Here is a 12256-nt window from a genome sequence, read left to right on the forward strand (position 1 = left end):
ATTGAAACTCATTGTTTCCAATATTGTCCTCAGGGTAAGCTATGTCGAAACTCCCGGATTTCGAAGCGCTCGCGATCTTCGCGAAAGTCGTGGAATTACGGTCGTTTGCGGCCGCCGCGACCGAACTGGCGCTGTCCAAGGCGACGGTGTCGAAGGCGGTCAGCCGGCTGGAACAGCGGCTCGGGGCGCGGCTGTTCAACCGCACCTCGCGGCGGCTGGCGCTGACCGATGCCGGGCAGAAGCTTTCCGCGCACGCGGCGCGCCTGCTGGCGGACGGCGAGGCGGTCGAAAACGAGGCGCTGTCGCAATCGAGCGCGCCGCGCGGGCTGGTGCGGCTCGCGGTGCCGATGACGTTCGGGGTCAAGGCGGTGGCGCCGCTGCTGCCGGAATTCCTCGAAGCCTATCCGGAAGTCTCGATCGATCTTCAGCTCAGCGACGCGACGGTCGATCTGATCGGCGAAGGCTTCGACGCCGGCCTGCGCATCGCGCGGTTGCCTGACTCCTCGCTGATCGCGCGGCGGCTCTGCGCGATGCCGCGCTATACGGTGGCAGCACCTTCTTATCTCAAGCGCTACGGCCGGCCGACGCATCCGATGCATCTCGCGCAGCACAAATGCTTTGGTTACACGTATCTCTCGACACCCAACGTTTGGCACTACACCAACGCATCGGGCGAAGAGGCCAGCGTGCGTCCGGCCGGACAACTCCGCGTCAACAATGGCGAAGCGCTGTTGCCGTCCGTCGTCGCGGGTCTCGGCATTGCCGATTTGCCGGACTTCATCGTCGGCGACGCGATCGCATCGGGTGAGGTCGAGGTGATCCTGAAAGGCTGGAAGCAGCCAGAAGGCGCGGTGCATCTGGTGACCCCGCCCGGCGGCCCGCGCCCCGCGCGCGTCGAGGTGCTGGCGGAGTTTCTGGCGAAGAAATTTTCGAAGGGGAAGGCGCGGGGTGCGTAGGGCGACCGGAGTGTGAACACCTAAACCCGGGAAAGCGGCTGCCGGACGTCGGCTTTGGTGCACACAGCGGACTCAAGTCGGACATGGCTCCATGTCGCAAAGTGCCATAAGCAGGCTTCCGTCCGTTCTCCGAGAACAGGAGAATTGCTGAATGACAAAAATGTAAGTGGGTCACGAACCTGGCTTGCCGTCTGCCGCGCCAAGGTCGTGACCGCAAACAAGTGTTTTACCGCCGCACCCCAACGCGATTGACGCCACCATTTAAATTGCCACCGGCGTTATGACGGACCGCAGCGCGCGCCACCGGACGAGGCCTGAGCACGACGCCTGCCCGGGCAACGCAGCCGGTCGGATATTCAACGTACTGGCAGTACACGACCGCCTTGGCTGGGGCTGGATTGAGAGTGAGACCTGCAAGCCCCAACAAGGCGCTAGCAGCAATCCCGGCAACAGTCGCTGACTTGATCGAAGGACGCTTCCTCGGATGCATGGCAGACCTCCCTCTTCGCACTTGCGTCACTGAAAGGTGACGGGAGCCGCCTCAGGTGCGGCACAACATAGCGTGAGCGCCAAAGGATCGCTGACGTTGACCTAGATCAAAGGAGGGTCTGCCTACCTTGGCCCTCACATCATGCGGCTGTAGCCAGCGACGTCCGCCGTCAGAACTGCCGCCAGCCGCCTTTCCAATCAAAGCACGACAGACCACGGGCTAGGCTCCAATGTCCTCTTTGGGGGTCACTACGGACGTCGCCGAGCGTCCGAGCCAAGTCCTTTTCGTGCCCATTATCAACATTGCGTAGCCGCAGTCGTCAGCTTGCCTGCTGGACGCCCTGGGAACTTTCCGTTGCGGGCGACGGTTGGTTTGATGATTTTTGGTTCTCCCGTGTTCTGGAACGCCAGGCCCGGCGCTTGACCTACGGACTTGCGCTCAGCCGCTTGCTTCTTGGGGCGGCAAAGAGCGCCTTTGCCGACCTTACGGAGTTCGGGCTAGGCTACCCGCAACCAAAACAAAATCATTTGGGGAAATGCCGATGAACCGCCGCGAACTTCTCAAGGCCGCTGCCGCGCTGCCGCTTGCACAAGCCACGCTCTCGAGCGCGGCCTTCGCGCAAAGCCCATATCCTTCGCGCAACATCACCATGATCGTGCCGTTTCCGCCCGGCGGTCAGGCCGATCTCGCGGCGCGTCCCATCGCACAGGCGCTGGAGCGGATCCTCGGCAAGCCCGTCATCGTCGACAACCGCGCCGGCGGCGGCGGTGGGTCGGTCGGCAATGCGCAGGCCGCGCGCGCCGAGCCCGACGGCTACACGCTATTGATGACGCTGTCGTCGCTGGCGGTGCTGCCCGAAGCCGACCGGCTGTTCGACCGGCCGGTGTCGTATGAAGTCGCGCAATTTGCGCCGGTCGCGCGCGTGCTGGCCGATCCGACATTGCTGGCGGTGCCGGCCTCGGCGCCGTGGAAGACGCTGCAGGATTTTGTTGACGACGCCAAAAAGCGCCCGGGACAAATTCCCTACGGCTCGTCCGGCCCCTACGGCACGCTGCATGTGGCGATGGAGATGTTTGCCGCCAGCGCCGGCATCAAATTGCTGCACGTGCCGTTCCGCGGCGCCGGTCCGGCGCTGACCGCGCTGTTGAGCGGCACGGTGCAGGCGCTGGCATCGGCGCCGGGCACGCTGAAGCAGCAGGTCGACGACGGCAAGATGCGGGTGCTGGCAAACTGGGGCGCCGAACGCGTCGCGAGTTTCCCCGATCTGCCGACCTTCAAGGAGCTCGGCTACAGGGACGTCGAGTTCTACATCTGGGCGGGATTGTTCGCGCAAAGCAATTTGCCGGCGCCGATCATGACGCGGCTGCGCGAGGCGATGGCGCAGGCAGTGAAGGCGCCTGAAGTTGTAAAAACCTTCGAGACCGCAGGCAGCCCGGTCGCGTACCAGGACGCGCCGGAGTTTTCAAAGTTCATGGCCGAGGACAGCGCACGACTGGTTGCGGCAGTGAAGAAGATCGGCAAGGTGGAGTAGGGAACCCGCTTCACATTTTTTTGTCTGCTCCGCCGTGGCACGGTCGCATTCCCTTCCGCATTCCCTTGGCAGGTTTACGACCGTCGCCGCGCGAGTTCCGCGCCACCTCAAATCGAACAAGGGACCCGGACATGCAGACGCAGCGGATTGTCCTCAGTCTTGCCATTGCGATTGGCACCTTCAGCCCCGCGCTATCGGAAGAGTACCGCGGAACCTGGGAACAGCAGATGGCCTGCACGCCCGACGTGATGCGGCTGTGCAGCGATCAGATTCCCGACGTCAACCGGATCGTGACCTGCCTGCGGCAGAATACGCCGTCGCTTGGCAGTTCCTGCCGCGCGGTATTCGAATCGAACGCCAGCGCGGAACAGCAACCCACCCGCGTGCCGCCGCCGCCAACGCAACGGCCGCGTGCGGCGCAGCCGGCACCTCTCGTTCAGCCGAGGCCGTCCTACAATAACGACGAGTAGCGACGCCGCTCAGAGCGTTTTCAAGCGAAGCATGCCCTCGGACTTGATCCGTGGGTGGACACCGGTTCGCGTGTAGAAAACGCGTCAAAACAAAAATCTTAGAGCCCCGTGCCGATTGAAGCGGAACGGGGCTCTAAGACTTGTGCTCGCAGACGTCGACCCATTCGGCCGCGGTCAGTTCCGCCATCCGTTGCGGCGCGATCCGCACCGCGCTGTGGGTCGAGCCCGCCGCCGGCACCACGATGTCGAACGCCTTCAGTGAGACGTCGCAATAGATCGGCAGCGGCGTCTTCAGTCCGAACGGGCAGACGCCGCCGACCTCGTGGCCGGTGATCTCGGCGACCTCGTCGAGCCCGAGCATCTTCGGCTTGCCGCCGAAGGCCGCCTTCACCTTCTTGTTGTCCATCCGCGAGGTGCCGGCCGCGACGATCAGCACCACGCGATCGCCGACCCGCAACGACAGCGTCTTGGCGATCCGCGCCGGTTCGACGCCATAGGCCTCGGCGGCGAGAATCACGGTGGCCGAACTCATCGTCGATTCGATCACGGAAATGTCGGGCGCCTTCTCGGCGAAGAAGGCGCGAACGGACTCGATGCTCATGAGGTCAGGACTTGCAGGTCAGGATTTGGCCACCAATGCGGGCAGTTCGGAGAGGGCATGGATGCGATGATCGGGCGCGAGCCCCAGTTCGTCCATCTGGGTACGGAGCGCCTTGAACATCGTCAAGGGTGCGACGAGATCGCTGTTGACGCAGGCCTGCGCCATCGCTTCCGGGCTCACCCGCTCGATCCAGGCGACGTTGAGCCCGAACGCCTTGGCGCCGCAGGCGTCCCAGGGATTGGAGGAGATGAACAGCACGTCGTTCGGCAGGATCTGCAAAGTGGATTCGATCAAGGTGTAGGCATCCGGGCTGGGTTTGAAGATCTTGTTGGCATCGATACTGATGGTGGCGTCAAGCACGCGGTCGAGGCCGGAGTTCTTGACCAGCGCTGCGAGCATGTCGGGGCTACCGTTGGAGAGGATGGCGAGCTTCTTGTCCTTCATGTCAGTCAGCGAGGCAAGCGCATCCGGATAGAGATCGAGATGCAGGTATTTGTCCATGATGCGGGCGAACGCTTGCTCGTCATATTTCAGGCCGAGGCAGCGCAGCGTGTAGGCCAGCGACTCCTGCGTCACGACGGAAAAATCCTCGTAACGCCGCATCAGCGACCGCAGCCAGGTATATTCGAGCTGCTTGATGCGCCAGATTTGCGTGATGATCTCGCCGTAGCCAGGAAATGCCTGTTCGGTGACGGTGGCGACGGATTGAATGTCATAGAGCGTGCCATAGGCATCGAAGACGACGGCTTTGATAGTCACGATAGATACTCTTCTGTCTGATTGCGCCGCGGTTGGCCGCGGCCAGCTTCGTTTGTCGGTATGTACCAATTTACTTCGGAACCACGCCGGTGTGAATTGGCGGCAACGCAGATTGCCAGGATCACCAGCACTGCGACGCTGACGCCTTGCGCCTGGATACCAGCGAGATCGCGGGCACGCCGATGACGACCGCCGCATACGCGCCGCGCCGATCTTGGCGCGATCTGGCCAGTCTGCGTCATATACTCGATCAGCGAACTGCATCGCGCTTGATTTCAACAGCTTGAATCACGCCTACTCGGTTCGCAACGTCGAGCGTACAGGTCCGAAATGAGCCGGATAGCGGACATATCGAAGATATGGCAAAATCGACGCGAATGACCCGAAACGGTCGTCGGCCATGCCGGACAGCGGCCCAACATACTGCTATAAGCGTTGAGCTTCCTAAGATGCTGTCAGAACGGGCAACTTGCCTGAGCGCAGCCGAGGCGCCGGCGGTCGATTGCCCGACGATGTTATCCGCGCATTCTCGCGCTTCGATGTGCCTGAGGGTTCTGGGAAATGACTTCGACAGCGCAGGATACGGAGCGACATTGACGAGGAGGGGCGGCATTGTCGGATATTGTCAGGGAATTGCAGAAAGGTATCGCACGCAAGAGCGCCGGCAGACGCCCCTTTTCGTGCATTCGAGATCTCCTCGCCGACCATGCGGAAAATGCGCCGGAGCGCCACGCCATTCTGGCCCCCGCGCGCCTCCCGATGGCGTATGGCGCGCTGTGGACGCAGGCGAATGAGGTGGTTTTCGGGTTGCGGAACATCGGCGTGCGCCGAACTGACAGGGTCGCGGTGGTGTTGTCGGACGGACCAGAGGCTGCAGTAGCGGCGATCACGGTTGCAGCCGGCGCAGTTTGTGTACCTCTCAATCCGGGTTTCACCTGTGATGAATACCAGCGTTATTTCGGCGAATTGCACCTAGCGGCGCTATTGACGCACGGTGACTTGAATTCGGCCAGCCGACGCGCCGCCCACATCCAGGGCGTGCCCGTGATCGATGTGTCGATGCGGCCCAACGAGGTGGCCGGCGCGTTCACTGTTGTCGGTCGGGCGCCGCAACGGCTGGCTGACGATGAGTTTGCGTCCAGCGCTGACGACGCGTTCATCTTGATGACATCTGGCAGTACGTCGCGGCCCAAAACGGTCCCTCTGACCCATGCGAGCGTCTGTCTGTCAGCCGACAACGTTGGCGCCGCCTTGGAGCTTGAGGCCCGCGACCGATTGCTGAGCGTGCTGCCTCTCTTTCATGGGCATGGCTTGATATCGGGACTTCTGGCCACGCTTGCGGCAGGCTCCAGTGCGGTCTGTCCGCCTGGCTTCGATGCATCAGCGTTCTTCGGCTGGCTGACGGAGTTTCGACCAACCTGGTACACGGCGGTACCGGCGATCCATCGCGCGCTATTGGCAGTGGCGGATCCCTACAGGCGGGCTGCGCAGCGGTCTTCCCTGCGGCTCGTTCGTTCGGCTTCGACGTCTCTGTCGCCTGAAGTGCTCGACGGACTGGAAGCGTTGTTTGGTGTTCCCGTTATCGACACCTACGGCATGACGGAGGCCGCCACCCAGATAGCTGCAAATCCCTTGCAGCGGCGAAAGCGCGGTTCAGTCGGCCGGCCGGCCGGCCCCGAGATCGCGATACTGGACAGTGCAGGCCGTCCCTTGCCATCCGGCAAACGTGGAGAGATCGCGTTGCGAGGTCCCACCATAACTAGAGGGTACGACAATGATGCCACAGCTACCGAGTCCGCATTTCAGGACGGCTGGTTCCGGACCGGCGACCTCGGATACCTGGACGCCGACCAGTATCTCTTCATCGTTGGTCGCATCAAGGAGATCATCCATAAGGGCGGGCAGAAGGTTGCCCCCGCCGAGGTAGAGGGCGCCTTGCTGAGCCACCCGGCTGTGATCGAAGCCGCTGTTTTCCCTGTTCCTCACGAGCGATTAGGCGCGGACGTCGCCGCCGCTATCATGCTGCGTCAGGACGCAAAGGTGAGCGCACAAAGTCTCCGAGACTTTGCCCGAGGACGCCTGGCCGGGTTTAAGGTCCCTGGCCTCATCCTGATTGTGCCGGAGATCCCGAAAGGCGCCGGCGGGAAGATCAAGCGCAATGAACTTGCGGCCGCCTTTTCAAAGACCCGACCAATCCAGGACGGCGGCAAGGGAGTTGCCCCCAGCTCGGAACTGGAGCGTCAGCTGGCCGGTATCTGGAAAGACATCCTGGATCTCGATCAGATCAGCGTTGACCAGGATGTCTTCGCGCTCGGGGTAGATTCACTTGCCATGACGCAGATGATTTTGCGTGTGGAAGAGCGCTTCGGCATCACCTTGTCGTTAGAGGATATCTTCAATTCGTCGACCGTTGCGGCTCTTGCGCTTCGCCTTGACTCATCAAAACAGGGTGCCGGCTCGTTGGCGCGCCCGCACGATCCGCCAACGGAGATCTCGCGCGCTGATCGAGATGGTCCACAGCCGGTGTCCATCGTGCAGGAGCGCATGCTACGCATCGAGCGAAAACTACCCGGTTTGCCTCAGTTCAATCTGCCGTTCGCTTATCGATTGCAGGGCCGACTAAACATTCCCGTGCTCGAGCAGAGCCTTGCCGCCCTCGTGCGTAGGCACGATATTCTGCGCACAGTGTTTATCTGGCAGGGTGAGGTTCCTCTCGCTCGCGTCGTGCCGGACGTCGATGTCAAATCAATCCTGACCGTGAAGGATTATGCAGCCCCGGCGCATACCGGAGATGCCCGGGCCAAGGAACTGCTGCTGGTAAAGGCGAAGTTGGAAGCCGAGCGGAGCTCCTTGGCGCCGATCGACACGAACAATGCGCCACTGTTCCGGGCCTATATCTTCCGGCTCGACGTTAGGGACCATGTCTTGCTTCTGGTCATGCACGATATCATCATTGATGGCTGGTCGATGGCAATCTTCATGGAGGAGCTTTCGGAGATCTATGCAGCTTCGATTTCCGGTGCGAAGGCGCTGCTGCCCGAACCACCGTTTCAGTTTTCCGACTTCGCCCGCTGGCAGCGTTTGTGGTCCAGCACCGAGGAAGCAAACAGACAGTTCGCTTACTGGAAGCGGTGCCTCGACAAAGCCTCGCCTCCATTTGCGGCCCCGAAAAGCAGCGTTGGAGGCGAATTGACCTCGCGCGTTCTCCAGGAACCATTTCGAATATCGAACAATCTGGCGACCCAGCTGAGCGCCATGAGCCGTGACCGGGGCGTAACTCTGTTCATGAGTCTACTCGCCGGTTTCAAGACCATGCTGCTGCTCCGGAGCCAGCGCAACGACATTTGCGTAGCGACTTTGATGGCCAATCGGCCTCAACTCAGGACCGAACGCGTGATCGGTCCGTTCGCGAACACAACGATCATCCGCACCCAACTTGATGCTGATCTGACCTTTAGCGAAGCGCTCAATCGCGTACGCAAGGCCGTCTTGGAGGCTCACGCCAGACAAGAACTTCCCTTCGATATCATTGCCGGCCGACTAGCGGAAGAAACCGGCTTGTGCCCGGCATCACTCGTTCAAGTTTATTTCGTTCTCCAAGTTGCGTTCCGCCGCGCGCTCCGGCCGCCCGATCTGACGATTCGGCCGTTCGGCTACCAGGAAGAACGGTCCGCCATGCCGATCGATCGCGCTTGGCTTTCGATAACCCTCAAGGACACCCCGTCGGGGATTACCGGCATATGCGGACGCAAGGACGACTTGTTCGAGCCAAACACCGTCCAGAATTGGATTGCCGATTACACGGCAATCTTGGCCAATGCGGCCGCAAACCCCAACGAGCAGCTTGGCCGATTGATTGATCCTTGAAAGGATCAGGTCAGTCGCACCAAGCCGGTGAAAAAAGTGCAACGCTTTGTGCCGGTGTCCTGCCACGCGCAAGGTCGCCCAAAATTCGTCCGATCCGAGTATCATCCAGCTTGATTATCCACTAGAAATTGTCGACAATTCAGCCGCGTACTGGACAAGGGATTGATCAAATCTAGTTTTGCCACTTGGAGGCGGACATGTGTAGATTTGCAGTGGATCTCATCGACTTCGAGGAATTGAGCGCGGCGCAAAGGAAAGCACTGCTAAAGGACCTACAGAAGCGCAGGGATGCTCTGCAAGCGCAGCTGGAGGGTGTCAATGAATCCCTGAAGGGCGTCAACCAAGCGCTCAAGACGGTCCAGAAAGTATCAAAGCGCCGTTAGTGCCTGGGCCGCCAGCGCCCGACAAGGCTGCAACCAGGTCTCCGTGCTTCATCCGTGCCGGGGCTCCGTGATCGGAGCTCGAGGCAGCCCCCAAACATGGGCTTGCCGAATGCGGAAAAGACGGCGGAGCGCCTGACCAAAGGGCACGCAAAATCGACGCTGCTCCGGACGGCAGGGTGTGAAGCCCTTAGTCACGTCATGGCCGGCCACCGTTGCGGCCATGTCAGGGTTGAATTCCGAGCACCTTAAGTATTGGCGTCCACTCGGTGTAATCTTTCTCATGTATCGCTCGTGCCTCAGCACCGGATCGCCATACATGCTTAAATCCGACATTTTGCAGTTTTTCTTGAGAACGTTGCGATGCTTGCCGGAAGATCTCGGAGAGTCGGGCGACTTCCTCCGCTGATGTTTCCGGCGGAGCGAAGATGCCGACCCATCCTTCCGTCTCAATCCCACTGCCGGTTTGCGCAAGAATGCGAAGCGAGTCTTGAAACGGAAGAAAGTCTGGAAAAGGAACAATCGCAACCGCGACGTGCCCCCCAAGGACACTGAGGATCGCCGGCGCCGACCCTTGATAGGGCACGTGTACCATCGGCACTCCGTAGTCGTCGAAAAGCTTTGTACCTATGAGATGGGGAATGCTCCCGGCGCCTGCGGTGGCTACGGTGCGATATTTCTCCTCGCGCGAGGCTTCCTGCATGTATTCAGCAAGATGCGCGGGAGCGTCTTTTCTCGAGACAGCAACGTATGGGAAGGTCGCCAAAATTCCGATGGGCACGAGCCCGCTTTGAGGAGACGTTCTGAGCGACGACGTGGAGGACATGAACAAGAGTGTCTGCGTCCCCTTTTGCCGAAGTACCCAATCCGCCGCGATTGCCCCTCCCGCACCAGGTCGATTTTCCACGATCGTCGAGGTTCGCGTAATCTGCTCTGCTGCTTCAGCAACGATTCTGGCTGCGGTTGAAGAGGTTCCCCCTGCCGAAAATCCCACAACCAATGTAATCTGCCCATCATTCGGCAGTGCGGGACTGGAGAGCATCACAAGCGCGGCGAGAAATAGCGGCGTGAGCCTCGTCATGCGGTAATCCTTTTCGACGAGTATCGCGTTTTTCAAAGACAACTGGACCACGCGCCCTTAAAGGCCGCAACCTCCGAAAGAACGTCGTCTGACCGGCTTGGCGCTGTCCGGCCCGCTGCGGGCGCGCCCCATCCGTCCGCGAATCGCACGCGGTTCGCTGTCAAAACAGGCAGAATTCGATACCGAGGTCGATCTCGCCGATCTCGTACGCGGGCTGGCACGGCCTGAAGGACACCGGTGTTCGGAGCCCGATAGACACCTCCTGCTTCTGACAATAGACTTTGATTAAAGATCGGATCGGATCAGGGCGAGCTTTTATGGCCGCAGACCGTGTGGAACGGCGACTGAGTGCCATTTTCGTGGCCGATGTGGCTGGCTACAGCCGCCTAATGGGTGCTGATGAGGAGGGTACGCACGCCCGGCTGAACGAACATCTGTCCGCGCTCCTCCATCCCGAGATCGAAAAGCACAGCGGACGGCTCATCAGAAGCGCCGGCGACGGAGTGTTGGTGGAGTTTGCCAGCGTGGTCAGCGCGATGCGATGCGCCGTTGCGATACAGCGTGGCATGATCATCCGAAACACCGATGTGCGAATTGAGAAACGGATCGAGTTCCGCATTGGCATCAACGCGGGCGACATCATTATAGACGGCGGCGATATCTTTGGAGACGGGGTAAATGTTGCGGCTCGGCTCGAGGCGCTTTGCGAGCCGGGCGGTATCTGTGTGTCGCAACGCGTCCGAGAAGATACGCAGGATAAGCTTGACGTCGAATTCGAAGATAGTGGCGAGCATCAACTGAAGAACATTGCGCGACCGGTGCGGGTCTATCGCGTGTCGTTCGGCAATGCTCCGGCGCGATTGGCGCTTGCGCTTCCCGACAAGCCATCGGTCGCTGTCCTGGCTTTTGAGAATATGAGTCGCGACCCGGAGCAGGAGTACTTTGCGGATGGAATTTCGGAAGACATTATCACTGAGTTGTCCCGCTTCTCCGACTTGTTCGTGATCGCCCGCAATTCGAGTTTTCGATACAAGGGCAGCGCGGTTGATTTGCGTCAGGTGGGTCAAGAACTCGGCGTGCGCTATGTTCTGGAGGGCAGCGTTCGGCGGGGCAATGACCGAGTTCGGATCTCGGCGCAGCTGATTGATGCTGCAAGTGGCGTCCACCGCTGGGCCGAGCACTATGATCAGAAGTTAGAGGATGTATTTGCGATTCAGGACGACGTTGCGCGGACAATCGCCGCAATTCTGGTCGCGCATGTGAACATGGCGGAAGCCGAACGCACCTTGCTCAAGCCGCCCGCGACTTGGCAGGCCTACGATCACTACATGCGCGCGGCTGCGGCCTGGATATCGTTCCAGTCCTCGTGGCAAATGGCGGAATTATTGAGGACACGAGGGCATCTTGCGGATTCGCTGGCCATCGATCCGAAATATGCCCGTTGCTATGCAATGCTGGCCAGCACTCACCGGGTGGCTTGGCTCAATCCCCTGAACGATGAATATTTGAGCCCGACTATCCTTGACCTGGCCATCAAATTGTCGCGCACGGCAATTGCGCTCAATCCGAGCCTGCCCGAAGCCTATGCCGAATTGGGCTACAACATCATCCGGAAGCGTGACTTCGACGCAGCGACTGCCGCCGCCGAAAGAGCGCTTACGCTAAATCCCAATTTCGCGGATTACCGCCTTGCGCAGATATTTTACTCGGTGGGAGAGCCGGTCAGAGCTATTGCCATCGCCAAGTCGCAAATGCGCCTTGATCCATTCCATCCGCATTTCGCGCCGTTGATGGCCGGCGTAGCTCACTACCACCTCAAGGAGTACCACGATGCCCAACATTGGTTGACTGAAGCGATTGGCCGCGCGCCGAATCACCAGTATGGCCACGCCTTCTTGGCCGCGACATACGCTCAACTGGGACGAATGGAAGATGCTCGTGCAGAGGCAAGCGAGGTTCTACGCCTGAATCCAGGATACAGCATCAGCGGCACCCAGCAGCAGGTATCCATTCTCAAACGCGCCGAAGACTTGGAGCACCTGGTTGACGGGCTGCGAAAGGCCGGCCTTCCACCATAGTCTTGGCGAAAGGCGCAGCGGCAAGACAGTCGCCCTGCCGTCT

10 protein-coding genes are annotated in these 12256 nt (G+C 60.4%); 6 read left to right on the plus strand and 4 right to left on the minus strand.

Features of this window, described 5'->3' with window-relative positions; genetic code table 11:
• The first annotated feature begins 41 nt into the window (after positions 1 to 41).
• A complete protein-coding gene (locus FFI89_RS05520) occupies positions 42 to 956 on the plus strand; it encodes a LysR family transcriptional regulator (protein WP_138833631.1) in 915 nt (304 codons plus the stop codon).
• Between the two features lie 226 nt (positions 957 to 1182).
• On the opposite strand, the gene FFI89_RS34790 is transcribed toward FFI89_RS05520, so the two are convergent.
• The gene (locus tag FFI89_RS34790) at positions 1183 to 1446 is read right to left on the minus strand and encodes a hypothetical protein (protein ID WP_138833632.1); all 264 of its coding nucleotides are present in this window, start codon (positions 1444 to 1446) and stop codon (positions 1183 to 1185) included.
• A 541-nt stretch (positions 1447 to 1987) separates the two neighbouring features.
• On the opposite strand from FFI89_RS34790, the gene FFI89_RS05535 reads away from it, so the two are divergent.
• Together FFI89_RS05535 and FFI89_RS05540 are read left to right on the plus strand one after the other, a co-directional pair.
• The gene (locus FFI89_RS05535; RefSeq protein ID WP_138833634.1) at positions 1988 to 2977 is read left to right on the plus strand and encodes a tripartite tricarboxylate transporter substrate binding protein; all 990 of its coding nucleotides are present in this window, start codon (positions 1988 to 1990) and stop codon (positions 2975 to 2977) included.
• Positions 2978 to 3108: 131 nt separating this feature from the next.
• Complete coding sequence (locus tag FFI89_RS05540) at positions 3109 to 3447, plus strand: hypothetical protein (protein ID WP_138833636.1); 339 nt, start codon at positions 3109 to 3111, stop codon at positions 3445 to 3447.
• Between the two features lie 133 nt (positions 3448 to 3580).
• Here the strand turns inward: FFI89_RS05540 and FFI89_RS05545 are convergent, their stop codons facing one another.
• Positions 3581 to 4048, minus strand: coding sequence for a YbaK/EbsC family protein (locus FFI89_RS05545; RefSeq protein ID WP_138833638.1), 468 nt, complete (start codon positions 4046 to 4048; stop codon positions 3581 to 3583).
• 18 nt (positions 4049 to 4066) lie between these two features.
• Positions 4067 to 4807 carry a haloacid dehalogenase type II gene (locus tag FFI89_RS05550; RefSeq protein ID WP_138833640.1) on the minus strand — a complete coding sequence of 247 codons (741 nt, stop codon included), beginning with the start codon at positions 4805 to 4807 and terminating at the stop codon, positions 4067 to 4069.
• 612 nt (positions 4808 to 5419) lie between these two features.
• Here FFI89_RS05550 and FFI89_RS05555 point away from each other — a divergent pair.
• On the plus strand, positions 5420 to 8674 hold the full coding sequence (locus FFI89_RS05555; RefSeq protein WP_138833642.1) for an AMP-binding protein: 3255 nt from the start codon (positions 5420 to 5422) through the stop codon (positions 8672 to 8674).
• 197 nt (positions 8675 to 8871) lie between these two features.
• The gene (locus FFI89_RS34230) at positions 8872 to 9057 is read left to right on the plus strand and encodes a hypothetical protein (protein WP_138833647.1); all 186 of its coding nucleotides are present in this window, start codon (positions 8872 to 8874) and stop codon (positions 9055 to 9057) included.
• Between the two features lie 223 nt (positions 9058 to 9280).
• On the opposite strand, the gene FFI89_RS05560 is transcribed toward FFI89_RS34230, so the two are convergent.
• Complete coding sequence (locus FFI89_RS05560) at positions 9281 to 10135, minus strand: tripartite tricarboxylate transporter substrate binding protein (RefSeq protein ID WP_138833649.1); 855 nt, start codon at positions 10133 to 10135, stop codon at positions 9281 to 9283.
• Positions 10136 to 10452: 317 nt separating this feature from the next.
• On the opposite strand from FFI89_RS05560, the gene FFI89_RS05565 reads away from it, so the two are divergent.
• On the plus strand, positions 10453 to 12213 hold the full coding sequence (locus FFI89_RS05565) for an adenylate/guanylate cyclase domain-containing protein (protein WP_138833651.1): 1761 nt from the start codon (positions 10453 to 10455) through the stop codon (positions 12211 to 12213).
• Positions 12214 to 12256: the final 43 nt, after the last annotated feature.

The organism is Bradyrhizobium sp. KBS0727, assembly GCF_005937885.2.
Taxonomy (GTDB): domain Bacteria; phylum Pseudomonadota; class Alphaproteobacteria; order Rhizobiales; family Xanthobacteraceae; genus Bradyrhizobium.

Coding starts and splice junctions, on each gene's coding strand:
- FFI89_RS05520 (WP_138833631.1), top strand. CDS start 42: ATGTCGAAACTCCCGGATTTCGAAGCGCTCGCGATCTTCGCGAAAGTC.
- FFI89_RS34790 (WP_138833632.1), bottom strand. CDS start 1,446: ATGCATCCGAGGAAGCGTCCTTCGATCAAGTCAGCGACTGTTGCCGGG.
- FFI89_RS05535 (WP_138833634.1), top strand. CDS start 1,988: ATGAACCGCCGCGAACTTCTCAAGGCCGCTGCCGCGCTGCCGCTTGCA.
- FFI89_RS05540 (WP_138833636.1), top strand. CDS start 3,109: ATGCAGACGCAGCGGATTGTCCTCAGTCTTGCCATTGCGATTGGCACC.
- FFI89_RS05545 (WP_138833638.1), bottom strand. CDS start 4,048: ATGAGCATCGAGTCCGTTCGCGCCTTCTTCGCCGAGAAGGCGCCCGAC.
- FFI89_RS34230 (WP_138833647.1), top strand. CDS start 8,872: ATGTGTAGATTTGCAGTGGATCTCATCGACTTCGAGGAATTGAGCGCG.
- FFI89_RS05560 (WP_138833649.1), bottom strand. CDS start 10,135: ATGACGAGGCTCACGCCGCTATTTCTCGCCGCGCTTGTGATGCTCTCC.
- FFI89_RS05565 (WP_138833651.1), top strand. CDS start 10,453: ATGGCCGCAGACCGTGTGGAACGGCGACTGAGTGCCATTTTCGTGGCC.